The 24,205-nt window shown below is 42.9% G+C and carries 23 protein-coding genes and 3 pseudogenes; 19 read left to right on the plus strand and 7 right to left on the minus strand.

Annotation, left to right across the window (positions count from 1 at the left end; translation table 11 throughout):
* Window positions 1-150: 150 nt before the first annotated feature.
* Window positions 151-1,141 (minus strand): annotated as a pseudogene (dhaK, locus tag VZ94_RS01725) (dihydroxyacetone kinase subunit DhaK).
* An 11-nt stretch (window positions 1,142-1,152) separates the two neighbouring features.
* Window positions 1,153-1,986, minus strand: a complete 834-nt coding sequence (locus tag VZ94_RS01730) for an HAD-IIA family hydrolase (protein ID WP_045777914.1) — start codon at window positions 1,984-1,986, stop codon at window positions 1,153-1,155.
* A gap of 342 nt (window positions 1,987-2,328) precedes the next feature.
* Here VZ94_RS01730 and hxlA point away from each other — a divergent pair, with 342 nt between their 5' ends.
* The 8 genes and pseudogenes from hxlA (at window position 2,329) to VZ94_RS01770 (ending at window position 10,762) form a co-directional block, all read left to right on the plus strand.
* Window positions 2,329-2,976: a 3-hexulose-6-phosphate synthase gene (hxlA, locus tag VZ94_RS01735; RefSeq protein WP_045777915.1), complete on the plus strand. Its 648-nt coding sequence runs from the start codon at window positions 2,329-2,331 to the stop codon at window positions 2,974-2,976.
* Between the two features lie 3 nt (window positions 2,977-2,979).
* The gene (gene hxlB, locus VZ94_RS01740) at window positions 2,980-3,513 is read left to right on the plus strand and encodes a 6-phospho-3-hexuloisomerase (RefSeq protein ID WP_045777916.1); all 534 of its coding nucleotides are present in this window, start codon (window positions 2,980-2,982) and stop codon (window positions 3,511-3,513) included.
* Between the two features lie 124 nt (window positions 3,514-3,637).
* Window positions 3,638-5,630, plus strand: a pseudogene (gene tkt, locus VZ94_RS01745) (transketolase).
* Window positions 5,631-5,738: 108 nt separating this feature from the next.
* Entirely contained in the window at window positions 5,739-6,431 is a 693-nt protein-coding gene (locus VZ94_RS26355; RefSeq protein WP_045777973.1) for a hypothetical protein, read from the plus strand.
* Window positions 6,432-6,434: 3 nt separating this feature from the next.
* Window positions 6,435-7,229 (plus strand): hypothetical protein, encoded by a 795-nt coding sequence (locus VZ94_RS01755; protein ID WP_045777917.1) that lies wholly within the window; start codon window positions 6,435-6,437, stop codon window positions 7,227-7,229.
* A gap of 64 nt (window positions 7,230-7,293) precedes the next feature.
* The gene (locus VZ94_RS01760) at window positions 7,294-8,280 is read left to right on the plus strand and encodes a transaldolase (protein ID WP_045777918.1); all 987 of its coding nucleotides are present in this window, start codon (window positions 7,294-7,296) and stop codon (window positions 8,278-8,280) included.
* Window positions 8,281-8,355: 75 nt separating this feature from the next.
* Window positions 8,356-9,438, plus strand: a pseudogene (fbaA, locus tag VZ94_RS01765) (class II fructose-bisphosphate aldolase).
* A 277-nt stretch (window positions 9,439-9,715) separates the two neighbouring features.
* Entirely contained in the window at window positions 9,716-10,762 is a 1,047-nt protein-coding gene (locus VZ94_RS01770) for a hypothetical protein (RefSeq protein ID WP_045777919.1), read from the plus strand.
* Here the strand turns inward: VZ94_RS01770 and VZ94_RS01775 are convergent.
* Window positions 10,752-12,347, minus strand: coding sequence for an alkaline phosphatase PhoX (locus tag VZ94_RS01775; protein ID WP_045777920.1), 1,596 nt, complete (start codon window positions 12,345-12,347; stop codon window positions 10,752-10,754). The two genes, VZ94_RS01770 and VZ94_RS01775, sit on opposite strands and share 11 nt — an antisense overlap.
* Before the next feature lie 201 nt (window positions 12,348-12,548).
* Between VZ94_RS01775 and VZ94_RS27675 the strand changes: the two genes are divergently transcribed.
* The 3 genes from VZ94_RS27675 to VZ94_RS27685 are packed head-to-tail and all read left to right on the plus strand — an operon-like array spanning window position 12,549 to window position 13,741.
* Window positions 12,549-12,818: a hypothetical protein gene (locus tag VZ94_RS27675; protein ID WP_052700107.1), complete on the plus strand. Its 270-nt coding sequence runs from the start codon at window positions 12,549-12,551 to the stop codon at window positions 12,816-12,818.
* Window positions 12,799-13,347, plus strand: a complete 549-nt coding sequence (locus VZ94_RS27680) for a hypothetical protein (protein WP_239649549.1) — start codon at window positions 12,799-12,801, stop codon at window positions 13,345-13,347. The genes VZ94_RS27675 and VZ94_RS27680 overlap by 20 nt, the downstream gene beginning before the upstream one ends.
* Window positions 13,331-13,741: a GGDEF domain-containing protein gene (locus VZ94_RS27685; protein ID WP_052700109.1), complete on the plus strand. Its 411-nt coding sequence runs from the start codon at window positions 13,331-13,333 to the stop codon at window positions 13,739-13,741. The genes VZ94_RS27680 and VZ94_RS27685 overlap by 17 nt, the downstream gene beginning before the upstream one ends.
* On the opposite strand, the gene murU is transcribed toward VZ94_RS27685, so the two are convergent.
* The 3 genes from murU to VZ94_RS31455 all read right to left on the minus strand — a co-directional run bounded on the left by murU (window position 13,718) and on the right by VZ94_RS31455 (window position 15,380).
* Entirely contained in the window at window positions 13,718-14,386 is a 669-nt protein-coding gene (gene murU / locus VZ94_RS01785) for an N-acetylmuramate alpha-1-phosphate uridylyltransferase MurU (RefSeq protein WP_045777921.1), read from the minus strand. The genes VZ94_RS27685 and murU overlap by 24 nt on opposite strands.
* Entirely contained in the window at window positions 14,383-14,673 is a 291-nt protein-coding gene (locus VZ94_RS31450) for a hypothetical protein (RefSeq protein WP_338040188.1), read from the minus strand. Before VZ94_RS31450 ends, murU begins: the two co-directional genes overlap by 4 nt.
* A gap of 65 nt (window positions 14,674-14,738) precedes the next feature.
* Window positions 14,739-15,380, minus strand: coding sequence for an aminoglycoside phosphotransferase family protein (locus tag VZ94_RS31455; protein WP_338040189.1), 642 nt, complete (start codon window positions 15,378-15,380; stop codon window positions 14,739-14,741).
* A gap of 105 nt (window positions 15,381-15,485) precedes the next feature.
* Between VZ94_RS31455 and VZ94_RS01795 the strand changes: the two genes are divergently transcribed.
* Genes VZ94_RS01795 through fnr form a run of 6 tightly spaced genes read left to right on the plus strand, consistent with a single transcriptional unit; the run spans window position 15,486 to window position 22,115 of the window.
* Entirely contained in the window at window positions 15,486-18,197 is a 2,712-nt protein-coding gene (locus tag VZ94_RS01795) for an LPS-assembly protein LptD (protein WP_239649550.1), read from the plus strand.
* A complete protein-coding gene (locus tag VZ94_RS01800) occupies window positions 18,197-19,501 on the plus strand; it encodes a peptidylprolyl isomerase (protein ID WP_239649558.1) in 1,305 nt (434 codons plus the stop codon). Before VZ94_RS01795 ends, VZ94_RS01800 begins: the two co-directional genes overlap by 1 nt.
* Window positions 19,488-20,096, plus strand: coding sequence for a DbpA RNA binding domain-containing protein (locus VZ94_RS01805; RefSeq protein WP_045777922.1), 609 nt, complete (start codon window positions 19,488-19,490; stop codon window positions 20,094-20,096). The genes VZ94_RS01800 and VZ94_RS01805 overlap by 14 nt, the downstream gene beginning before the upstream one ends.
* A gap of 56 nt (window positions 20,097-20,152) precedes the next feature.
* Entirely contained in the window at window positions 20,153-20,884 is a 732-nt protein-coding gene (locus VZ94_RS31460; protein ID WP_338040190.1) for a ribonuclease D, read from the plus strand.
* Window positions 20,871-21,329 carry an HRDC domain-containing protein gene (locus tag VZ94_RS31465; protein ID WP_338040191.1) on the plus strand — a complete coding sequence of 153 codons (459 nt, stop codon included), beginning with the start codon at window positions 20,871-20,873 and terminating at the stop codon, window positions 21,327-21,329. The genes VZ94_RS31460 and VZ94_RS31465 overlap by 14 nt, the downstream gene beginning before the upstream one ends.
* 45 nt (window positions 21,330-21,374) lie before the next feature.
* Window positions 21,375-22,115, plus strand: coding sequence for a fumarate/nitrate reduction transcriptional regulator Fnr (gene fnr, locus VZ94_RS01815; RefSeq protein WP_045777923.1), 741 nt, complete (start codon window positions 21,375-21,377; stop codon window positions 22,113-22,115).
* 28 nt (window positions 22,116-22,143) lie between these two features.
* On the opposite strand, the gene VZ94_RS01820 is transcribed toward fnr, so the two are convergent.
* A complete protein-coding gene (locus VZ94_RS01820; protein ID WP_045777924.1) occupies window positions 22,144-22,860 on the minus strand; it encodes a YebC/PmpR family DNA-binding transcriptional regulator in 717 nt (238 codons plus the stop codon).
* Window positions 22,861-23,073: 213 nt separating this feature from the next.
* Between VZ94_RS01820 and VZ94_RS01825 the strand changes: the two genes are divergently transcribed.
* Both VZ94_RS01825 and VZ94_RS01830 read left to right on the plus strand, forming a co-directional pair.
* Window positions 23,074-23,919, plus strand: a complete 846-nt coding sequence (locus VZ94_RS01825; protein WP_045777925.1) for a hypothetical protein — start codon at window positions 23,074-23,076, stop codon at window positions 23,917-23,919.
* Window positions 23,900-24,124, plus strand: coding sequence for a hypothetical protein (locus tag VZ94_RS01830; protein ID WP_045777926.1), 225 nt, complete (start codon window positions 23,900-23,902; stop codon window positions 24,122-24,124). Before VZ94_RS01825 ends, VZ94_RS01830 begins: the two co-directional genes overlap by 20 nt.
* Window positions 24,125-24,205: the final 81 nt, after the last annotated feature.

A 24,205-nucleotide genomic window follows, 5' to 3' on the forward strand; every position in this document is an offset into this window, starting at 1 on the left:
CAGGTGTTGGCAGCAGGGATGCTGCCGCCAAGCCTACAGGGATGTATTCACGGCGTCCTCGGCAACTGCTCCTGCGTTGCCCTACTACACGCCATCCCTGGCGTTATGCACTCTGAATACCCTGTCCCTACTTAAAGTGTGTAGCCAGCGTTAACAGCCCCAGCGTAAATGCGCAGTATGTACCGGGGCATCCCAATAACGGGTTAATTCCTCATCCAATAAACATAAGCTTAACGAGCACCCCGCCATATCCAGCGATGTTGTATAGTTGCCGACCAGCGAGCGGGTGATGGTTACGCCGCGTTGTTGCCAATAATGCGCGGCTAAATGGTAGACGGTATACAACTCAACCAAGGGTGTAGCACCAAAGCCATTAACATGCAGTAATGCGGTTTGACCGGCAGATGGTTTTAGCTCTTCGTTAATCGCGTTGGCTAAATGTTCAACAATGTCACGGGTATTAGCGATCGGTAAAGTTTCACGACCATGTTCGCCGTGTATGCCTACACCCATTTCCATTTCTGTTTCGCTTAGATGGAATGTCGGGTGACCTATGGCCGGTACAGTGCAGCTAGTTAAAGCGACTCCCATAGATGCAGTCGCGGCTAACACGCGTTCGGCTAGCTGTTTACAAGCTGCTAGACTTGTCCCTGTTTCTGCTGCAGCGCCAACGATTTTTTCAACGATTAACGTACCGGCAACACCACGTCTTCCAGTGCTATGGGCTTTCGGTAATGCGACATCATCGGCGACAATCACTGAGGCATTGGCTGTTTCCAACATTTCGGATGCCATTTCAAAATTCATGACATCGCCAGCGTAATTTTTTACGATAAATAATACGCCGCCACCTTGGTCGACAGCTTGAGCAGCTGCAAGCATTTGGTCTGGTGTGGGTGACGTAAAGATTTGACCAGGACAGGCCGCATCTAACATGCCTTTGCCGACCAGTCCTATATGCAAGGGTTCATGGCCTGAGCCGCCACCGGATATTAAAGCGACTTTGCCCGGTGTGCTTGGCGCTAAGCGTTTAATAAAAAAAAGGGTCTTTATTCAACGCAACAATATCCGCGTGTGCTAATGCGAAGCCATCAAGGCTGTCTTCTAATAAGCTGTTGACGCTAGTAATAAATTTTTTCATAACATGTCCTGCTAGGTGGTCATGGCTTTTAATGCTTCAGTAACTGCTTGAATATCAGACATAACCCAGGTTGGTTGATAGTCAGAATGCTGTAAATCGGCTTCGGTAGAAACACCGGTTAACACCATTAAGCTGCGAATACCAGTACGCACTGCACCTAAAATATCAGTTTCTAGTCTGTCGCCAATGGCAACTGTTAAATTAGGGGGTACCGCTAGTAAGCTCATGGCTTGCTGATACATGATAGGTTCGGGCTTACCAATGATAGTTGGACTCACGCCTGTTGCTGTTTGCAAGGCCGCTAAAATGGCGCCATTGCCATGTGTAATGCCATGCTCGGTGGGTAGTGTGGTGTCAGCATTCGTGCCGATAAACTTTGCGCCAGCACGGATATTCAATGATGCTGTAGCCAATTTATCCCAAGTTAACGTTTGGTCTTTGCCACATACAACAATATCAGCGCCTTGTCCTGGTGTGTTCTCGGTATTGAGTTGATATAAGTCTGTTAGCGTGAAACCTTTTTCGAGTAAGGGTTGCTTAGCACCGTCTTCGCCGATGACAAAAATTCGGGTTTTGGCCGGGTCTTCGTGTTCTGCCAGGTAAAGAGCTGTGGCAATCCCTGATGTCATTATTTCTTCAGGGCTAACAGATACGCCCATGTCAGCGAGTTTGCTGACATATTGCTGTTGGGTTAGGCTGGCATTATTAGTGGCTAAAATAAAGCGAATATTTAATTGACGAAGCGTTTGAAAGAAGTCAACAAGCCCAGGAAGAGGGTTGTTACCATGCCATAAGACGCCATCCATATCAATAATGAGGGCGCGAATGTTGCTGAGTATTGCCATGCATTAATCTCGAAAAGTTAGCTGAGGTGAATATTAAAAAATCTGCCGCTTAGTATAAGAGCTTTCTCTTGAAAAAGAATAATCAATACCTAATTCAACTTACCTTTAACGAGTATAGTCATGAAAAATAACTAAATAAATTAAGTGATTATATTATCATGCGAAAAAAAATAACTGGGTTTTAAGCGAAAATCAACACGGCATTAGCTTAACAACAAATGAATCCAATGAGTTGATTGTGTAATGGGCATTGACAGGTCTGCCCTTTCTCCTTTACAGTTACATTCGCAAAACAATTATGCAACCAAAATATAACTAATATAACCCTTCGGAGCACATATCATGGTTAGACCATTAATTCAAATGGCATTGGACTCATTAGATTTCGACGCAACTATTGCTTTAGCTGATCAAGTTGCGCCTTATATCGATATTTTTGAAATCGGAACTCCGTGCATCAAACACAATGGCGTCAATTTGGTTAAAGCAATGAGATCAAGATTCCCAGATAAATTAATCTTGGTTGACCTCAAAACCATGGATGCTGGTGAATATGAAGCAACGCCATTCTATGCAGCTGGCGCTGATATTTGTACGGTATTAGGTGTTTCTGGCTTAGCGACTTGCAAAGGCGTTATTAAAGCAGCAAACGCACACGGCGCAGAAGCTCAAATCGACTTAATCAATGTTGAAGACAAAGTTGCTTGCGCACGTGCAACTGCAGAAGCAGGTGCTCATATCATGGGTGTGCATACAGGTCTTGACGCACAAGCCGCAGGTCACACACCTTTCACTGATTTAGCAGATATTGCTAGATTAGGTTTGAACGTTAGAGTTTCTGTTGCTGGCGGTATTAAAGCATCAACTGTTCAAGACGTAGTAAGAGCAGGTGCAAGCATTATCGTAGTTGGCGCTGCAATTTACGGTGCACCATCTCCAGCAGAAGCGGCACGTGAAATTCGCGATTTAGTAGAAGCAACAGAGGTTTAATTAATGCATCAGCAACTTGTTGTCGATAAGATATCCAGTATTCTGGACGCTACTGACAACACCTACGATGTCAAACTGACCGAAATGTTAGACAATGCAAAACGCATTTTTATCGCAGGTGCTGGTCGGTCAAAATTAGTAGGCAATTTTTTTGCAATGCGTTTAGTTCATGCTGGATACGATGTTAGCGTCGTAGGTGAAATCGTAACGCCAAGTATCAAACAAGGCGATTTATTGATTATCATTTCTGGTTCTGGTGAGACTGAGCAATTAATAGCCTTTGCTAAAAGTGCCCAAAAAGTCGGTGCAAAAATTGTATTAATCTCTGCTAAAAGTGGGTCCACTATCGGTGACATGGCCGAGACTGTACTGCAAATTGGTACTGCCGAACAATACGGAAAAGTGTACGGTATGCCAATGGGAACAGTATTTGAACTCTCTACATTGCTTTTCTTGGAATCAACCATTTCTCATATTATCCATGATAAAGGTATTCCTGAAGAAGTGATGAGAGAAAGACACGCTAATTTAGAGTGATTTAAAGGAACGAGAGGGTCTTCCTCTCGTTCCTTTTTTATTAACTACACACAATAACAGTGACGAAGCCTTAGGCCCTCACGGTCACGATCGAATAATTTACCTACGCAGTAAGGAGAACAATATGACTTCGCGCCGAGAATTAGCGAACGCCATACGCGCTTTGAGCATGGATGCCGTTCAGAAAGCAAACTCCGGACATCCGGGTGCGCCCATGGGAATGGCTGACATAGCGGAAGTGTTGTGGAATGATTTTATGACACATAACCCTGTCAACCCAAAATGGTCAAATCGGGACCGTTTTGTGCTTTCAAATGGACACGGGTCCATGTTGATATACTCTTTATTGCACTTAACGGGTTATGACTTGCCAATAGAAGAGTTAAAAAGTTTCCGCCAATTACATTCAAAAACGCCAGGACATCCAGAGTACGGTTATGCGCCAGGTGTTGAGACAACTACAGGTCCCTTAGGACAAGGGATTACTAATGCCGTAGGGATGGCTATCGCCGAGAAAGCATTAGCAGGCCAATTCAACAAAGACGGCCATGCTATTGTCGATCATCATACTTATGTCTTCATGGGTGATGGTTGCTTAATGGAAGGTATCTCACATGAGGCGTGTTCATTAGCTGGAACGTTAGGCTTAGGCAAGTTAATTGCGTTTTGGGATGATAACGGAATATCTATCGATGGCCATGTTGAAGGTTGGTTTACTGATAACACGCCTAAACGCTTTGAAGCTTATGGTTGGCATGTCATTCCAGATGTCGATGGTCATGATAGCGAGTCTTTACTAAAAGCCATTAGCATGGCTAAAGCGATGACCGATAAGCCAACATTGATTTGTTGTAAAACGACGATTGGCTTTGGTTCTCCTAATAAAAAAGGCTCTCATGCTTGTCATGGTGCGCCATTAGGTCAAGATGAAATTAATTTAACCAAGGCAGCTTTAGGTTGGGATTATGACGCCTTTGTAATTCCCGCTCATGTATATGCTGCGTGGGATGCTAAAGAGAAAGGTGCAAAAGCAGAAGCTGCATGGAACGCAAAATTTGCGGCCTATAAAGCGGCGTACCCAGAATTGGCGGCAGAATATGAACGCCGTGTAGCAGGCGATTTACCTGCAACTTGGCAAGCGGATGCCGACGCCTTTGTTGCGGCCGTGAATGCTGAAGCAAAGACCACAGCGACACGTATGTCATCGTTGGCTTCTATCGAAGGCTATGCGAAATTATTACCTGAAATTTTTGGTGGCTCGGCTGACTTAGGTTGCTCGAACATGACCGAATGGAAAGGTTATAAACCCATGTGCGACCATGCTGACGCAAACTATGTTAACTATGGTGTTCGTGAGTTTGGCATGTCAGCTATTATGAATGGTATCGCTTTACATGGTGGTTTTATACCGTTTGGTTCGACATTCTTGATGTTCTCCGAATACGCGCGTAACGCTTTACGCATGTCTGCGTTAATGAAGATTCGTTCGATATTTGTTTATACCCATGATTCGATTGGCTTAGGTGAAGATGGTCCTACCCATCAACCGATAGAGCAAACAGCAACATTACGTTTAATTCCTAATATGAACGTATGGCGTCCGTGCGATGCGGTTGAAACCGCTGTTTCATGGCGCGCTGCACTTGAGCGTAAAGATGGGCCGACGTCATTGATTTTCTCAAGACAAAACTTAACTCACATGGCTCGCACTCCTGAACAAATAGCGGCGATAAGCCGTGGTGGCTATGTGATAAAAGCTGTTGAAGGCGAAGCTGATGCGATTATTATTGCTACAGGTTCTGAGGTTGAACTAGCCGTTAAAGCCGCCGAAGAATTAGCGGGTAAGGGCAAGAAAATCAGTGTGGTTTCAATGCCATCTACCAATGTGTTTGACGCACAAGATCAAGCTTATCGGGAATCTGTATTACCGTCTTCTGTGACGAAAAGAGTTGCTGTTGAGGCAGGTTGTACGGATGGTTGGTGGAAATATGTCGGGAGCCAGGGCAATGTTATCGGAATTAATCACTTCGGTGAATCAGCTCCGGCAGGACTGCTTTTCAAGGAATTTGGCTTCACAGTTGAAAAATGTTGTGAAACACGTAGAAGCAATACTTTAATAATAACAATTCAAAGCAATAATGAGGAGGCGCTTCGACTGATACTACGATTTAATTAAATCAGGTTAAGTTGAGGCGTCTGTTAATTCTGACGTATAGGTGAGCAAAGTGAACAAGAATTATCTGATTAACAGTCTATTTATCGGTCTTATCGCAGCCAGTCCATTAGCAGGAGCTGAAACAAAATACCCAGCCTCTGATTTTCAACCCCAAGTCGTGTTTCAAGACGATGACTATATTAAAAACACTAAAGTAAATGCCGCAGCTGCAGATGCAAAACCTGCTTATAGTGCGAGTGAAGCAGACCCTAAATATCCTGCTGCTAATTTTCAACCACAAGTTGTTTATAGCGATGCGAACTACAAACACAATACTGCTCCCGTAAGAGAATCAAAATCAGATGATTCTGTATCGGCAGCTGCATCTACCACTTCTGAAAGCGCTAGCTCTGCCAGCAAAGCAGAGGCTAAAGATAGCTCATCAACATATTTGATTGGCTTAGTCGGTTTAGTGTTAGCGGGCGTATTCTTAATGAGAGGCCAATCTCAAGGCGGCTCATCCTCTTCTACAAAATCAAGTGGCTCTGGAGTTGCTGCGCATCCAGGTGGCTTAACCGGTGTTGCGCGTTACATTAATAAAGCTAACGGCACAGGCGTATCGCGCTACTTAGAAAAACAAGTTAAATCAGCGGCTACTAAAACCGGTGTTGCCAAATATGTAGCAAAACAAGCTTTAGCTGCAAAATCTAGCGCTACCGAAGCAGCTACAGGTGTAGAGAAATATTTGCGCGATAGAGGCTAATTCATGAATCAGAATCACGTTAGCGGGTTAATGTTTCCTGCTGTGGCTGGTTTATTCTTTTTTCTAAAGAAGCCTAAGGCAGAGGAAACTCACTTAGCTTATCCGGTGTTTACACCTGATTTAAGCGGAGCGACCGGCGTTGCTAGGTATCTTGAAAAACAAGAACAGTTGTTACAGCTTAAATCAGCCGAAGCCGTTGTCGCCGCGCAAGCTGAAGAGGCTAAGCCTATGCAAACAGGGGTGGCAAAATATTTGGAGCAACAGGAACAGCATAAAGTGACTGGTGTTACTAGGTATACTCGTCGCTTAGCTCTCACAGAAAAACAAGTAAAAGCTTCTTCTACAGGTGTGGAAAGATACTTAAGCAATCAAAAAGGCAAGCCAGAATTAACTGGTGTTGCTAAATATTTGAAAAAGCAAGAAGGTCTGCCTAAACCCAGTAAAGTATCTAAATACCTAACAAAACAGCATTTAGCCGAAAAACAAGCAAAGCAAGCACAAGTTGTTGTTAATGAATCTAGCGTTACTAAGTATTTAAAAAATCAAGAAAATACTCCGCCTTTATCTAAAGTAGGCAAGTATTTATTGCGCCAAGATTTGTTAGCAAGACAAGCTCAAAAAGAAAAACAAGTCGCGCCTAAATCAGAATTGACAGGTGTTGCTAAATACTTGAAAAGTAAAGAAAGTGAGCCGCAATTAAGCCGAGTAGCAAAATATGTTGCAAGGCAAACGCTTATGGCTAAGCAACAACCCTCTTCTGAGACCGGCGTAGAAAAATATATGCGTCAGCAAGCTTAACGAAAAAGCTGAAGAACAGAGACGCAAACAATCAGTTTTTTTAACTAATAGACTAGGTAATCACATGGCAAAAAATTTACTCGAACAGCTCAGAGAAGTAACGGTTGTTGTTGCTGATACGGGTGATATTCAAGCGATTGAAAAATATAAACCACAAGATGCAACCACAAACCCATCATTAATTACAGCGGCAGCACAAATGCCGCAGTATCAAGGTATTGTTGATGATACGTTAAAAGGTGCTAGAGCAACATTAGGTGCTGATGCCGCGCCTGCGCAAGTTGTGTCGTTAGCATTTGACCGTTTAGCCGTTTCATTCGGCTTAAAAATTCTTGAAATCATTCCTGGTCGCGTATCGACTGAAGTTGATGCGCGTTTGTCGTATGATACTGAAGCAACTATCGCAAAAGGTAGAGACTTAATTGCCCAGTATGAAGCAAACGGTGTTTCGCGTGAGCGTATCTTGATTAAAATCGCAGCCACTTGGGAAGGTATTCAAGCGGCCGCTGTGTTAGAAAAAGAAGGCATTCACTGTAACTTAACGTTGTTATTCGGTTTACATCAAGCGATTGCTTGTGCCGAGAATGGTATTACTTTAATTTCGCCATTTGTAGGTCGTATCTTAGACTGGTATAAAAAAGATACTGGCCGTGATTCTTACGCACCTGCGGAAGATCCAGGCGTATTATCTGTCACGCAAGTTTACAATTATTACAAAAAATTCGGTTATAAAACTGAAGTTATGGGCGCAAGTTTCCGTAACATCGGTGAGATTACTGAATTAGCGGGCAGTGACTTGTTAACGATTGCACCTTCATTATTAGGCGAATTACAGGCTACTGAAGGCGAGTTACCTCGCAAATTAGATCCAGAAGTCGCGAAAACTCAGGATATCGAAAAGCTTTCTATGGATAAAGATACGTTCGATAAAATGCATGCTGAAAACAGAATGGCCACAGAAAAACTATCAGAAGGTATTGCGGGATTTACTACGGCATTAGAAACTTTAGAGAAATTGTTGGCTGAACGTTTACAAACATTGGAAGCATAAAGAAACAATGCGTTTGGCTTTACTAAAGCCAAAACGCTCATTTGTTTATATTCACACTACCTACAGAGTTGTTAAATGTCACAAAAGATTTTAGATGTGGTCAAACCCGGTGTTGTTACCGGTGATGATGTGCAAAAAATATTTGCAATTGCGAAAGCCAATAGTTTTGCATTGCCTGCGGTCAATGTAATCGGAACCAGTTCTATCAATGCGGTTATGGAAGCTGCCGCAAAAGCAAAAATCTGCCGTTATTATTCAGTTTTCTAACGGTGGTGCGCAGTATGTTGCAGGGAAAGGTTTGAAATTAGAAGGCCAGAAAACAGCTATCTTAGGTGCGATTTCTGGTGCGCAACATGTTCATGCATTAGCGGAAAGCTATGGTGTACCTGTAATTTTTGCATACCGATCATGCTGCAAAAAAATTTATTGCCTTGGATTGATGGTTTATTAGATGCAGGTGAAAAATTTTATGCTGAACATGGTAAACCCTTATTCAGCTCGCACATGCTGGATTTATCGGAAGAAAGTTTAGCGGAGAATATTGAAATTTGCGGTCAATATTTAACCCGTATGGCTAAGCTAGGCATGACCTTAGAGATTGAATTAGGTGTGACCGGTGGCGAAGAAGATGGTGTTGACAATAGTGATAAAGACCACTCCATGCTTTACACGCAGCCTGAAGATGTGGCTTACTCTTATGAGCACTTAATTAAAATTAGCGATAAATTCACGATAGCGGCTTCATTTGGTAATGTTCACGGTGTTTATTCACCGGGTAATGTTAAGTTAACTCCGAAAATCTTAGACAACTCACAGAAGTATGTTTCTGAAAAATACGGCATTCCTGCGAACAGCTTAAACTTTGTTTTCCATGGTGGCTCAGGCTCATCTGCAGAAGAAATCAAAGAGTCTATCAGCTATGGCGTTGTGAAAATGAATATTGATACTGATACCCAGTGGGCAACTTGGGCCGGTATTATGGAATATTACAAAAAAAACGAAGGTTATTTACAAGGTCAAATAGGCAATCCAGACGGCGCTGATAAACCTAATAAGAAATATTATGATCCTCGTGTATGGCAAAGAGCAGGTGAAACCGGTATGGTTAACCGTTTATTACAAGCATTTGATGAATTAAACTCAACTGGAAGCTTGTAAGCTCGCCGCTTATTTAAACAAAAAAGCCGATCATTGATCGGCTTTTTTTTGAACTAAAAAAAACGTTAACATTTTCGTCACGCTAGACGTAACTGATAGGAGGTAAGGAATCGTTGCGAGTTGCCAAGCTCGTTAAGTTAGCAACAGTGAAAAAAGCAATTACCAAATAAGGCAAAATAACATGGCTGTTATCATTATCTACGGATTTTCGTCAGGAGTGGGTCTTACTTCTCGTGGCTAATCCAATAATAAAAATTAATATAAAAGAGGATAAATCATGTCTGTTTCTATGCTTCCTTATCATGAGCAATGCCATGCTCGTGAGTATACCTTATCGTTGCGGACGATATTAGGTATATACGCAATCATCCCCGTTTGTTTTATTTTACAACTTATTGATAAGTTCGTTCTCAATGGCAGCATTATGGCTGTGTTGCCGACATCGCCAAACCATTTCGTATTATTTCAAGTTTTATTCGGTACGCCACATATCATCGCAAGTACGTTGATTTTAGCGTGTAATAAAGAATATTTTGTTCATTATCGTAAGCAAATAGCGCTGATGACAGCTTGTGTCGCGGTAATTTTTGGTATTGGTAGTTTATTTATTTCTTATAGAGTTTTTTACATAGCTGTAGCATCATGGACGGTACTGCATGTGATTAAACAGCAATACGGTATTGCACGAGGTGTTTGTAAGTTGCCTGCATGGAGCTATAACATCCTGCTAGCCTTAAGTGTCATGGCCGGTATTGCGATTTATTTAGCGATTTTTTTAAGAAACCAGTTATCGCCTGAGCAAGCGCAAGAACTAAGTCAAGTTGCCAGTGTTTTCTGTTTTCTGTTTATTTTGTTTGCGTTTTACGCCCAGCGCTTTGTGACTACCCATTTTGCCAAGTGGTTTTATTGGGCGAATGTTTTGTTAATTATCAGTAGCTTTTATTTTTATTCCGAAAAATATTATTTTTTCGCTATTTTAGTGCCACGTTTAGTACACGATTTAACTGCGTATATGGTCTACATCACGCATGATTTGAATAAACACCAACTCGACACGGATGCCGTGTTGTACAAAAAAGCCAAACAGTACAAAATTCCTGTTGCTGCCGTTCTACCACTTTTATCGTTTGGTTTAGCTTTTGTGTTGCAAGCTTATGGCGATGATTTAGTGCAATATATTACGCAGGTGTTATTTGCCACCGAAGTTAAAAAAGCGGTGACTGTTGGCGTGATTGGTTATTTAGCGTTGCTACATTATTACACCGAAGCGTTTACTTGGAAGCAAGATTCACCGTATCGACGTTTTTTACGTTTTAGCAAATAAAAAAAGGCCGCTGTGAGCGGCCTTTTAATGTTAAAACGTTATTTTTACCGACTTTAAAACCTGTGATTTTAATTAAATCGTCAGTTACATAATCATCATGTTTTTGGCAGTTACTGCTATCGGTACAAGCAGAGTCATCGCTGTGTTGAATGTAGAGGTAAGCGGTTTTGCCATCAGCAGTGAAAGTAAAGCCAGTTGGCTCAGCGCTACTATCACGAACTGATAACACTTTGATGCAGCCGTCAGATTTAATATCACGGTCTTTGCCGTCGCGTAAACAAGCCCATACATCACCGAAGTCATGATCTTCAATAACATACATATTGCCGGTGATAGGTTGGAAGGCTAGGTTATCGGGTTGATTTAAGTCAGTATCGCCTTCTACAGCACGGTTAGCAACAGCAACGGCAAAGCCTTTGCTCTCAGTGCTATCCGCTAAATAAGTTAAGCCATGGCTGTTAACACTAGGATTATTAACCGTTACTTCCCCCGTACCTACTGGTTTCGCATCGATTAAACAAACGACTTCGCCATAGTTCTGCGCGCTGGCACTGCCAGTATTTGTCCAGCAGAATTTAACACCGGTGCCCACATATAACGGATCGAAGTGACCATCTTCAGGACGGTAGTAACCTGTTGCATGGTTAGCGTCAGCCGATGCGCGTAAATTAGTGCTATCAACTTTTACCCAAGCGCCTTCACCAATTTCACAACCTTGACCAAATTGCGGGAAACTGCTGCTATTTCTATTTTGGCAAGAGGCTTGGTAAGCGTAAATCGTACCTGCTGTTAACGGTGATTGGCTTAAGTCGGTGACAGCCGTGCCATCCCATAATTTGCTGGGTACAAATTTAAAAATACTGCCGCCATCTGAGTTAGCGCCTTCTGCGCCTGGACGTAATTCATCGCCGTAATATAAAACACCTTGCGCGTTTAAATCCAATCCTTCCCAAGCGAGTTTGCCTACGGCACCACGATAGGCGATTTGTCCAGTGACAGCTTTACCTTCACTGTCTATTGTTTCACTAGCGCCACGAGCCACTAAGGTTTGCTCGGTAGTGGCTAAGGGGTTAAGAATTTCATATAACCCGCCGTCATCTTCTTCTTCAGTAGCGACAATCGTGTTCCACGGTGTCCGACGAATGCCATCGCAAGCAATCATACCGCGTAAAATGGTATTAACTTCTCCCGTTTTAAGATTGACTGTTTGAACAGAAGGGGTGAGTTTTACAGTACCGCTAGCATAAGTACCGATAGCATCGTTACCGGCCTCGATGCAGGTAACAATGTGAGTTGGTTTGGTATCATTCGGCCAGAATGCCATCATGTCAGAACTATCGCCTGCTTGGCGCGTTACAATTTCAGCGGTTAAGCCATTGGCTAATTTGATTAAATCATTCGCTTTTTGACCATCAACGCGAGGCACAGATGTGGTTTCAGAGCTGTTTAATGGTTTTACGATGCCGAAAAATTTATAAGATTGTGCTTTTAATAAATTTTGCACTTCTAAACCAAAATCATTTGCCGCAAAAGCCGTGCTTGATGTTGCAATGCTCATAGCTAAAGCAAGAGTTGTTTTATTCATAAGATGACCTCTCTGTATTAATATTAGATTGCCGTAAGGCGAGGTTACTTTACATTTACCATATTAAAAATAAGTGAAATAGTGATACAAAATCATGCTATGCAACTTAACTGGCGTTAAGCGTATTAGTAGGCTGTGATTTTCTTAATTTCATGCTATAAGAAATGCTAATCTAATCAGCCAACCTGACAGGTTATACCGATGAAATCGCTGGATGTGCGCACCATGATGGTGATGGTGGCTTGCTTAAATTTACTCTTCTGTGGCTTACTGGCATTAGCTGGATTACATGCCGGTAGTATTCGAGGTATGCGCCACTGGGCGGTAGCGAGTTTTTGCGCTGGACTGAGTTTAGGGTTAGCCCTACTGCAAGAAAGACCGAGTTTAGAGCCAAATTGGGTTATTGTTGTGGGCTCTGTGTTGCTAGCGTTAGCTTTATGCTTATATTGGAATGGTATTAAGGCGTTTTAAGGAACAACGTCAGCTATGGTTGTTATCCAGTATTTTTATTGTTTTAGTATTGTTGCAAAATCTGTGGTTTTGCATTCTTAGGCCAGATATTAATGGTCGCGTAATTGCCAATTCGTTAGCGTTTGGTTTAATTAATGCGTTATGTGCTAAAGCATTACTCATCCGTATTGAGCAACCGCTAAGAACGGCTTATTGGTTTACCGGCGGTGCGTTTGCGATTCAAGGCGCTATGTTTTTTACTAGAGCACTAAAACTGATTGTTTTTCCTGACCCGAATTATTGGCTTTATGCTTCCGCGTTAATTAATCCGGTAACATTTTTTGTCGGTAGTGTGACTCAGTTATGCTTAACCTTTGGCTTTGTGCTCATGCTGAATTATCGCTTGGCGATGCATTTACAGATGTTAGCCACGCATGATCAATTAACAGACGCCTTAAATCGACGCAGTTTAGAGGAAAAAGGTGCGATGTTTTGTTCGTTATTTCAACGCACAGGCAAAACGTTTGTCGGTTATGCTGCTGGATATTGATTATTTTAAGGTGGTTAACGATACCTATGGGCATCAAACAGGTGATTTAGTATTAAAGCGCTTATCTGAAATGGTAAACGCTACGATACGCAATGCAGATTGCTTTGCGCGTTATGGCGGCGAAGAATTTTGTATTCTAATGCCTTCGACCAGCGAATTAGATGCGCTGGTATTAGCGGAGCGCATACGCAATGCTTATGCCGCATTGGTCTTTGAAGTTAACGGGCAATCATTTCAAAGCACGTTAAGTATTGGCGTAGCGATTCTAAAAGCACTGGATTGCAGTTCGATAAGCTTATTACAGCGGCCGATAAAAGTCTTTATTATGCGAAACAGCATGGACGAAATCAGTCGATTGCTGTTTCTAGCATCATGTAGTGCCATATTTTGCTGACAACACTTGCAAGCGCTCTGGTGTGCCTATGTCTAACCAAAAACCTTGATGATGGCAGCCATGCACCTGGGCTTGTTGCATGGCAGCTCGCAGAATAGGCGCTAATTTTAAAATACCGGGTTGACAGTTGTTGAATAAGGCCGGGTGATAAACGCCAATGCCGCTAAAAGTGAGTTTATGTTCACCACATTCCTTGAGTTGTCCGTCATCCGTCAGCGCAAAATCGCCTTGAGGATGATGCTCAGGGTTATCGACTAAGACTAAATAGGCTAAGTCTATCTCGATATTTTGTAGTAGCCGGTAGTCAAAATCGGTGGCTATATCGCCATTGACCACTAGAAACGGTTGTTCTCCGAGTAAGGGCAGGGCGTTAATAATACCGCCAGCGGTTTCTAAGGCTGTATTGCCTTCAGCGGAGTATTGGATAGTAGCGCCAAATTGTTCACCATTACCTAAATATGCTTCGATTTGCTCACCTAAATAGGCGTGGTTAATAACAATCTCAGTGAAACCGGCAGTCACAAGCTGATTAAGTGTATGTTCGATTAATGGTTTACCTGCGGCCCGTAATAACGGTTTGGGGGTATGGTCGGTGAGGGGACGCATACGTTCGCCACGTCCGGCGGCTAAAATCATGGCTTTCATAGGCTCTCTGCTAAAACAGGCTTTATCTGGGTGTTTAAGAACAGGTGAAAGTCGGCTAATTCTTCATAAGCTGAGCAGGTATTTAAGGCATAGCTGAAGGTCAGTGGTATGTCTTTTAAATAACCGGGTTTGTTGTCACGCAAGCTTAAGCGCGAGAAAATCCCTAAGACTTTTAAATGTCGTTGTAAACCCATAAAATCAAACCAGCGTTGGAATTGTTGCGCTGAGCAGTCAATTAAACCCGCATCTAATAAACGTTGATGGTAATGTTGAACCCACTCGTGCACGCGAGGGATTGGCCAAGCAATATAACAATCTTTAAGCAACGATACTAAGTCGTAAGTGATAGCGCCTACCACGCATCTTGAAAGTCTAAGACGCCAGGTACCTGTTCCGGTAATACCATGAGATTACGTGAATGGTAGTCTCGGTGTACCAGTACCTGAGGTTGTGCGAGGGCGGAATCAATTAATAAGTGTTTTGTTTCCTGCCATAATGCGTCAGGGATAGTTAAGTCGAGTTTTTGCTGTAAAAACCATTCGTCAAATAGATTTAACTCGCGGGTTAATAGCGCCTGGTCATAGGGTGGTAGCGCAACGTTTGCAAGCAGTGGGTTGCTATGTAGCTTAAATAACACATCAAACGCCCGGTGGTAAAGCGTGTCAGCGTTGTGTTCTGTTAAATGGTCTAAGTAGTTAATAGTGCCAAAATCTTGTAGCAATAAAAAACCGTCGTCTAGGTTTTGTGCATAGATTTGCGGGGTGTTGATACCGGCTGAGCGTAAGAGTTCTGCGACATGAATAAACGCCGTCAGATTTTCTTTATCAGGCGGTGCGTCCATAACAACATAACTGCCTTGGTCGGTTGTTGCTCTAAAATAACGCCTAAAGCTGGCATCACTAGAGGCAGGGGCTAGGTCGAGTAGGTTTAATAACACATCATGTTGCAGCCAATCGACGAGGCTAAGGGCTCTAAAATCTTCGGTAATTATCATTCGTAGCAGGTTGGTTTGGCTAGGATTAGTGATACACACCTAATATAAGGTAGAATGCACGCCCGGCATTTTATTCGTTTACTATTTGTTGCGCTACTTAACTTAATGTCTTTTATGTTTCGACGTTTTATTTTGGTCTGTTTGCCCTCTTTATCGGCTTCGGTGAGTCTTGCCGATAGCTCAGCTTGGAATTGCAAGCAAGATGCTCAGACTAAACAATGGGTTTGCTTGGGTGATACCAGTCAAAAAGCAGTTGCGGAATCTGAGCCTAGCGCGTCGATACCGATTAAGCCACTTGCTGAACCTGCCCCCGCAGTTATTGAGCCAGTTAAGCCTGAGTTAGCTAAGCCTGACGTTCGCATTCAGCCTATAGAAAAGAAACCGTTGAGCATACCGCGTGCTGAATCCATAACCCCCATACCTCCCGTAACGGTTAAAGCGTGCGATAGTGAAAAATCGTGTGCGAGTCGTAAGCTACCTTTGCCACCGTTTGAAACGCAAGACCATAGCTTTCGTTTGTTAGCGCCGATATTTGACCATGAACAAGAACGGGTTTTTTATAATCTGTATGGTCAATTAAAACATGATCCTTGGGAAAATTGCTTGTCGTTAACCAATACACCACGTTCATGGGCAGCGGATCATGCCTTGAGAAACCAGTCGCCATTAGAAGTGACATCGAATTATTCGGAAATTTTCGATAACGAAATTGGCACGTATTCTGGTCAAGTGCAAATGGATAGAGCCGATCAACATGCCGAAGCCCATATTGCTAATTATGACAGCGTGTCACAAACTTTAGATTTACACGGTGATGTTTACTATAGCGAGGATGAAATCGCGTTGCATAGTGATACCGCTAGTTTGCAATTGGATAGCGATCAAGCAACGTTACGTGATACGTTATTTATTTATCCTTCTACGCCACTACGTGGTTTAGCGAAAGCCGTTTATCGCGACAGTCAAACGTTATCGCATTATAAAGATGTGACCTATACGAGCTGTAAACCCGGTAATCAAGATTGGGCGATACATGCCTCTGAATTAAAGTTAAATAAAGAAACAGGCAAAGGTTCAGCCAAACATACTTGGTTGGAATTTAAAGGCGTACCGGTGTTTTATTCGCCGTATTTAGCGTTTCCGGCCGATAATCGTCGCTTGTCAGGCTTTTTAGCGCCGTCGTTTGGTAATACTCAAACCAGTGGCTTTAATATCATGGTGCCGTATTACTGGAATATTGCGCCTAATTATGACGCTACCTTAAGCCCACGCTATTTTACTAAGCGTGGAGTGTTATTGGGCGGTGATTTTCGCTATTTAAGCGAACAGTCCAGAGGTATTATTAGCGCGGAATACATGCCTGAGGATTCAATATTAAATACAGATCGTTATCAAGGTTCGTTAAAACATACGACGATATTTACGCCTAATTTAAGCGCAAATTTAGACTTAAATTATGTGTCTGATAAAAACTATTTTGCTGAGTTAGGTAATGCATTAAGTTTCCCTAACTTCAGTTTTGTTAAAAGCGAAGCGAATGTCAATTATGTTCGTCCCGGCATGAGTTTTATGACACGGGTAGAAAGTTATCAAACCATTGACGCCAGTTTAAAAGGCGGGCAAATTCCGTATCGACGCTTACCGCAAGTCAATTTGAGTTTTAACCATAGTTTTGCCACGCCGATAGCGCTGGATACTTTATTTGAAACGGAAATGGTTAATTTTCAGCACGGCAGTTTAGTAAATGGTCAACGGTTTAATATTAAGCCGTCGATAAGCGTGCCGTTACAAACGGCCAGTACTTATGTGACGCCTAAGTTAGCGGTGCAACACACTCAATATTGGCTAAACAACCCTAATCCAGGTTTGTCTAGCGAGTTAGATAGAACACTACCTATCGTTTCGGTGGATAGTGGGCTGTTTTTGGAGCGTGAGGTAACTATAGCGGATACTGGATTAGTCCATACGCTTGAGCCCCGATTGTTTTATTTATACATTCCTAAAACCGATCAAAGCCAAATCCCGCTGTTCGATACATCGGTTTACGATTTTTGGTATAGCAGCATGTTCCGGGAAAATCGCTTCAGTGGTAGCGATAGGATTCAAGACGCTAACCAAATTACGGCGGCGTTAACGACGCGTTTAGTCGAGCCATCTACCGGTTTAGAGCGTTTAAGATTTAGCATAGGCGAGATTTTTTACTTCAGAAATCGAGAAGTCACGTTATGCGGTGAATATCCATCGAGTTTTTGTGCGATTAGTCCGGTTGAAACGGCGACGCAATCACCGTTAGCGACTGAGTTAAGCAGTCAATTGACGCGCCATATTAGCATAGACGGTGGTTTGCAATGGGATCCTGATACGAATAGCATTGTGCGCGGTAAAGCGGCGTTGCATTTTGTTAATCAACCCGATCAAATCATTAATTTGGGCTATTTATACCGCTTAAATCCATTGATTCCAGATAGAAGTAATGATATTACCCAAAGCGATATTTCTTTCCGTTGGCCAATTTATGATAATTGGTATGGCGTAGGGCGTTGGCAGTATTCCTGGTTATATAATAATACCCAAGATGGTTTTATTGGCGTGGAAAAAGAAAATTGTTGTTGGCGTTTTAGAGTGATATACCGTAGTTATCTGAATAGCTTAAACCCTGTTATTGATGCTAATCAACAACTTAGCAATTATGTTGTAGAAGGTACCCAGCAATCGGGCGTGTTCTTTCAAATCGAGCTAAAAGGCTTAACTGGCATAGGTGAAAAATTGGATAATTTCTTTGAATCCAGTATTTATGGTTATCGGAAACCGGATTGATGATTAAAAACTCGCGTATGCAGAAAATTATTAAAAGCTTGAGATGGATGCTGATTTTTTTAGCGATGGGGCAAGGCTATGCTGAGACATTGGATAGAATCGTTGCCATTGTTGAAGACGATGTTATTTTGGCGCGGGATTTAGCGCGTGAAGAGGCGGTCATTAAACAGCGTATTGCCGCAAGTAATTCGCAAATGCCCCCCGATTATGTGTTGCGTAAGCAAGTACTCGAAAAAATGATTATCGATAAACTGCAACGCCAGTTAGCAGAGCGTGCGGGCGTAACGGTTAGTGAGGAAATGTTAAACGGCTCAGCGGAGGACATTGCTCAACGTAATCGCATGACGATGGAGCAATTTCGCGCCGAAATAGAAAGCCAAGGCATCACGTATAAAGCGTTTTTAGAAAATTTACGCAATGAAATCATCGTCAATCAATTACGTGCCAGGGAAATCGGCGCTAGAGTTAAAGTGACCGATAGGGAAATAGACCATTATATTGAAACACAAGGAAAAATTGGTGACCAAGCGATTCAATATCATCTAGGTCATATTTTATTAGCGGTTAAAGAAAATGCTTCAGCCAGTGATGTGCAAAAAGCACAGAGCAAAGCCAATGAGTTGTTCGAAAAATTAAATGCTGGGCAAGATTTTAGCGAAACTGCGATAAGCCAGTCGAATGATGCGAATGCGTTAAAAGGTGGTGATTTAGGCTGGCGTACCATAGCCGATATACCGAGTCTGTTTACCGATGTCGTTAAGGATATGAAACGAGGTGATGTTGCCGGGCCTATACGCAGTCCTAGTGGTTTTCATATTGTTAAAATGTTAGACGTCAAAGGCGTCGATGACCATATTATTACCAAGACTAAAGTTAGGCATATTTTGATTAAAACTAATGAATTAGTCGATGATAATGAAGCTAGAAAACGCTTGTTAGCGTTGCGTGCCCGTATTGATGATGGTGATGACTTTGCGGTATTAGCCCGCTCTCATTCCGACGATAAGGGTTCTGCGATTAAAGGTGGCTTATTAGATTGGGTGAGTCCAGGGGATTTGGTTAAGCCATTTGAAGAAGCGATGGCAAAGTTAGGCGTTAATCAAATCAGCGAACCGGTACAAACTCAGTTTGGCTGGCATTTAATTCAAGTCTTGGATAGAGAAAATAAAGACAACAGCACGGAATACCAAAGAAACTTGGTCAGGGATGCAATTCGCAAGCGTAAAATTGAAGAAGAAACCGAACTATGGATGCGTCGGTTACGCGACGAGGCTTATGTAGAAATCTACGATGATAGGCTGTGATTTGGAACAACAAGATAAGCAAGATGATGTTGCGCTAAAACCGCTGGCTCATTACGAGCTGGTTTTGCATAATCAACTGCAGTGCCTCATAGAGACCGGCGGCTTAGAGGCCGAACGGCGGTTATTGACGACATTAGCACAACGCTTAAACGTCGATGCTGTTTTGTGCGCCGCTGCCTTATTGCATGTAGCGCATAGCCAGAATTGGTTAAGTCAACTCTCTGAGCTTGTTGAGACTAAACCAATTCCTATGCCAACAGTGACTATGAAGATGGTACGTTATCGGTTAGCGGTTGGTAGCGTGCATCTTGTCAGTATTGACGAGATTAAGCGAGTCTTGGTTGAAGAATCCGGTGTCGATAAAAAAAACATTACGATTATTGCGGTTCGCGACACCTATACGCTGATTGAATTACCTGATGCAATGCCCTCTGATATTTTTCAGCATTTAAAAACTGTTGAAATAAATCAGCAGCCTCTGGATATTAAACGCGTTAAACTGCGTAATAACAAAAAGCGTCATTCGTCTTACCATCGCCGGAGCAAGCAACGTCCGGTTAAAACTAGCACGGATGCTATCAGGTCGGTAGGTTAGATTGAACTTTTCTCACACAAAACTAGCTTTTTAGCGACTGCTACCCACACCTGCCGATGACAGCCCGTATTGATTATGTAAACACTCCTGAGCAATTAACGCAGTTATGCCAACAGATTAGAAAAGTATCCTGGTTGGCGTTAGATACTGAATTTTTGCGTGAGAAAACTTATTATCCAAAGTTTTGCTTATTACAACTGGCGACACCAGAGTGGGTTGCCTGTGTTGACCCCATCGCCTTGCCGCAATTAAAGCCTTTATTCGATGAGCTTTATAATCCGGCGATAACCAAAGTCTTTCACTCTTGTCGTCAGGATTTAGAGATTTTTTATCAAATCACTGGCGGTTTACCAACGCCTGTGTTCGATACGCAAGTTGCCGCTCCTTTGTTGGGATTTCAAGACAACCCAGGTTATGCGATGCTGGTGTCAAGTTTATTGAATGTTAACTTAACGAAAGCACACACACGCGCTGATTGGAGTAAACGCCCGCTTACCCAAGCACAAATTGAGTATGCGGCCGATGATGTGATTTATCTGTGTCAGATTTATCAAATCGTTTTACAAAAATTGGAGGAATTAGGCCGGGCGGATTGGTTAAAACACGATTTTGCTGAATTATCGAATCCAGCCCATTACCAAATTCAGCCTGAACACGCTTGGTTAAGAATTAAGGGTAAAAACAAGTTAACCGGTAAGCAATTATCCATTATTCAAAGCTTAGCTGAATGGCGCGAGGCAACGGCACAGCACGAAGATAAGCCGAAAAAATTGGTTGATTCGCGATGAGTTATTATTCGATCTGGCAAAATTACAACCTGAATCATTAACTGAGTTAATGGCGGTTCGCGGCATGAGTGAGCGTACCGTGGCGCGTTATGGTAAGGAATTATGCCGGTTAATTATCGATGCTAAAAACCGAGGTCCTAAGCCCTTATACGAAAAAGGCAGGCCGGCGAAAAAAACGCAGCAACAAGAAGCGATTTTAGATATGTTGACCGCACTGGTGAGGATTAGAGCGGAGCAAAACGCGTTGAATCCCAGTATATTAGCTTCGCGTAAAGACTTGGAAATGTTGTTACTTGGAGAAGAAGAGGATTGCCCTTTGTTACATGGTTGGCGTTATACCATGGCCGGCCAAGAATTAGTCGGCTTAATTCAAGGACAGTTATTATTTGGTATCGATGACGGCCGCTTAACCGTGATAGAAAAACAAACTAGCTTCCAACCATAGGCACATCAACGCGTTGTTTTAGATACCCTCTTACGGACAAACTCGATGCAATTTAATAAATTAGGAACATCTTGCCCTGACTGTCGCTTAGCGGATTTATGCTTGCCTTATGGTTTACCGGCTAATGAAGTTGTTCAGTTAGCTAATATCGTGCGCAAAAAAAGGCCGTTAAAAGCCGATGAACATTTATATTTGCAAGGCGAAGAATGCCAAAGTCTGTATGCCATTAAATCAGGCTCATTTCGAAGTTATATCACTAATCCTGATGGCTCTGAACAAATTATTGGCTTTAACTTCCCAGGTGAGTTAATGGGGATTGACTCGTTGTATTATGGTCGCTTTACTAGCTCAGCAGTGGCTTTAGAGACCGGTTCCGTGTGCGAGCTACCTTTGCCGCGTTTAAATGCGTTATGTGCTGAGTTTCCAGGCCTACAATCGCAGGTGCTCAGGGTATTGGGCAAAGAAATAGCGGCCGATAGAGATAAAATCGTGTTATTAGGCCATCGTTCGGCGCAAGAGAAAATTTCGATATTTTTGCTAATGCTGTCTAAACGCTATGGCGCATTAGGCTTTTCCGAGCGGGAATTCAATCTACCGATGCGTAGACAAGATATTGCCAATTTTTTGGGGCTGACGATAGAAACGGTGAGCCGCCAACTTGCTGAATTAAACAAACAAGGTATTGTCAGGATTAAACATCGTAATGTTGAGATTAAAGACCCGCTCCAGCTTAAAGCGCTGGTTGAGCCTTGTCACTCGCATTGTTCTTCAGCCAGTTTAGGGTGAAGGCTGCCAGATGGCAGCCTAGGCTTTCTTAATACTCAGCGTCATGATAAACGTTTTGCACATCATCTAACTCGTTTAACATGTCTAAAAACTTTTCAAACATCTCTATATCTTCACCGCTAATCGTTGTCGCGTCGCGCGGAATAAATTGAATCTCATCGACTTCAAAGTCAATGTCGCCAAAAGCGTCAGCTAAGGCTTGTTTGGCTTTGAAGTATTCGGTGTTAGGCGTAAAGACGGTAATTTTCCCATCTTCGTTTTCAATATCCGAAACATCGACATCGCCTTGCAACAACGCATCCAATACGCTTTCTTCGTCAGCATGTTTAAATGCCAAGATAGCGGAGTGGTCAAACATGTGGCTAACCGTGCCTTGAGTGCCAATTTTGCATTTGGTTTTAGTAAAACATAAGCGAACATCGCCGAATGTGCGATTAGGGTTGTCGGTTAAACAATCCACAATGACTTTGCACCCACCGGGACCAAACCCTTCATAGCGAGCTTGTGCAAAATCCTCGCCTGCACCGCCTTTGGCTTTTTCTAGTGCTTTATCGATGACATGACTAGGTACTTGGGCTTTTTTAGCGCGCTCGATAAGTCCACGCAACGTTAAGTTACCCGACGGGTCATGTCCGCCTGATTTCGCGGCAACATAGATTTCGCGGCCATATTTACTGTAGACTTTTACCTTTGCATCGGCTGTTTTAGCCATTGACTCTTTACGGTTTTGGTAAGCTCTACCCATTGAGTGGTTACTCCATTGACAAAATAAAGCGAGAATTTTACCGTAAACATAAGCAAATTTTTACTTATGATTAGCGCTTTGCTCGTAGTAAGCGTCTCATTTTGCACAACTGATTGATTTAGTAGCCTAATGTTTCATAATGGCGTGATCAATGAATGACGTATCAATCAGCTTGAGCGACGATTATTTTTTCCAAAGTGGTGGAGGTAGACAATGATGAAGAAATGTTTAGGTATCGGGTTGTTTATCACCGTTTTATGGGTTGATGTATGTGCTGACAGTCTTCCCGCCAAGCCTGTATTAGTTGCGCCAGTCGCTACGATTACGGCAGCAAAACCGGTATTTCAATGGCAAGCCTTGGCTGGCGCGCTGGCGTATAAACTGGTGTTAAACGATGCAGAGACGCGTTGGATAAACCAAGTTGTGACTTCAGAACAAGCGCAATGTGCGGCGGGGGAGGCGTTGTGCAAGTTTATAGCGCCGGTTGCTTTACCCGTTAATAGCTATCTTTGGTCGCTTAAAGCTAAAAATGCCCAGGGTTATGGGCTGGCGGCCAGTAAACGATTTCGACGCGGGGCGCCGGATACGCCTGTTCCGGTGGCGCCTATAGGCGATATAACCTCGGCAATGCCGCAGTTTCAATGGCAAGCCGTATCGGGAGCTGAGTCATATCAGCTTATTGTGAATAACGCTGACGCTAAGGTGGTAGATAAGCTTTATTCAGCATCACAAGCAGGTTGTAAACAATCGGGTAAACCATGCAGTGTTAATCCAGGTATTGCGTTGACTAAAATCGCTCATACTTGGCAAGTCAGAGCAAAAAATAAGTTAGGCGCTAGCCCTTGGAGCTCAGCGAAAAAATTTAATAACTTACAGAGTTGCTTGGCTACGCTAGTGCAAGATAATACGACGGGCGGTTGTCATGTGCGCCTACAAGAACCTGCCGCTTGCGAAGAAATTGACTTAAGTAATGGTAAAGAATATTTACTAGGTTGGACGACGGATGGCACTTATTGTGAAACGCCGTGGACGTTTTTATTTGGCAGGCAATCCGGCTAACCTAGCAACAGGGGATAATATTTATTCGCAACAATTTTCAACCGATGTCTCGGCTGGCATTACCCATTACGGTGGCTTAGTGCGTATTTCAGCTAAAACCTTAACCAATTTAGGTTTAACCAGCGATAACGGTATCTATCATTGGGTAGTTGTTAGCTGGTATGGTTCGCATCCAGCTAGTCAGGCGTTTAGAGTTAAACAATAGGCCTCATAGCTACCTTAAGTAGGGACAGGACATTCAGAGCGCAGGACGCCGTAAATACATCCCTGTAGGCTTGGCGGCAGC

The organism is Methylocucumis oryzae, from assembly GCF_000963695.1.
In the GTDB taxonomy this organism is placed as follows: domain Bacteria; phylum Pseudomonadota; class Gammaproteobacteria; order Methylococcales; family Methylomonadaceae; genus Methylovulum; species Methylovulum oryzae.

What these genes read in the sequence shown, in the direction of transcription:
- VZ94_RS01825 (WP_045777925.1), top strand. Translation starts at nt 23,074, where the DNA reads ATGATGAAGAAATGTTTAGGTATCGGGTTGTTTATCACCGTTTTATGG.
- VZ94_RS01730 (WP_045777914.1), bottom strand. Translation starts at nt 1,986, where the DNA reads ATGGCAATACTCAGCAACATTCGCGCCCTCATTATTGATATGGATGGC.
- VZ94_RS01800 (WP_239649558.1), top strand. Translation starts at nt 18,197, where the DNA reads ATGATTAAAAACTCGCGTATGCAGAAAATTATTAAAAGCTTGAGATGG.
- hxlB (WP_045777916.1), top strand. Translation starts at nt 2,980, where the DNA reads ATGCATCAGCAACTTGTTGTCGATAAGATATCCAGTATTCTGGACGCT.
- VZ94_RS31460 (WP_338040190.1), top strand. Translation starts at nt 20,153, where the DNA reads ATGACAGCCCGTATTGATTATGTAAACACTCCTGAGCAATTAACGCAG.
- VZ94_RS27685 (WP_052700109.1), top strand. Translation starts at nt 13,331, where the DNA reads ATGCTGCTGGATATTGATTATTTTAAGGTGGTTAACGATACCTATGGG.
- murU (WP_045777921.1), bottom strand. Translation starts at nt 14,386, where the DNA reads ATGAAAGCCATGATTTTAGCCGCCGGACGTGGCGAACGTATGCGTCCC.
- VZ94_RS27680 (WP_239649549.1), top strand. Translation starts at nt 12,799, where the DNA reads ATGGTATTAAGGCGTTTTAAGGAACAACGTCAGCTATGGTTGTTATCC.
- VZ94_RS01760 (WP_045777918.1), top strand. Translation starts at nt 7,294, where the DNA reads ATGGCAAAAAATTTACTCGAACAGCTCAGAGAAGTAACGGTTGTTGTT.
- VZ94_RS27675 (WP_052700107.1), top strand. Translation starts at nt 12,549, where the DNA reads ATGAAATCGCTGGATGTGCGCACCATGATGGTGATGGTGGCTTGCTTA.
- VZ94_RS01770 (WP_045777919.1), top strand. Translation starts at nt 9,716, where the DNA reads ATGTCTGTTTCTATGCTTCCTTATCATGAGCAATGCCATGCTCGTGAG.
- VZ94_RS01795 (WP_239649550.1), top strand. Translation starts at nt 15,486, where the DNA reads ATGTCTTTTATGTTTCGACGTTTTATTTTGGTCTGTTTGCCCTCTTTA.
- fnr (WP_045777923.1), top strand. Translation starts at nt 21,375, where the DNA reads ATGCAATTTAATAAATTAGGAACATCTTGCCCTGACTGTCGCTTAGCG.
- VZ94_RS01805 (WP_045777922.1), top strand. Translation starts at nt 19,488, where the DNA reads ATGATAGGCTGTGATTTGGAACAACAAGATAAGCAAGATGATGTTGCG.
- hxlA (WP_045777915.1), top strand. Translation starts at nt 2,329, where the DNA reads ATGGTTAGACCATTAATTCAAATGGCATTGGACTCATTAGATTTCGAC.
- VZ94_RS01755 (WP_045777917.1), top strand. Translation starts at nt 6,435, where the DNA reads ATGAATCAGAATCACGTTAGCGGGTTAATGTTTCCTGCTGTGGCTGGT.
- VZ94_RS01775 (WP_045777920.1), bottom strand. Translation starts at nt 12,347, where the DNA reads ATGAATAAAACAACTCTTGCTTTAGCTATGAGCATTGCAACATCAAGC.
- VZ94_RS31455 (WP_338040189.1), bottom strand. Translation starts at nt 15,380, where the DNA reads ATGATAATTACCGAAGATTTTAGAGCCCTTAGCCTCGTCGATTGGCTG.
- VZ94_RS01820 (WP_045777924.1), bottom strand. Translation starts at nt 22,860, where the DNA reads ATGGGTAGAGCTTACCAAAACCGTAAAGAGTCAATGGCTAAAACAGCC.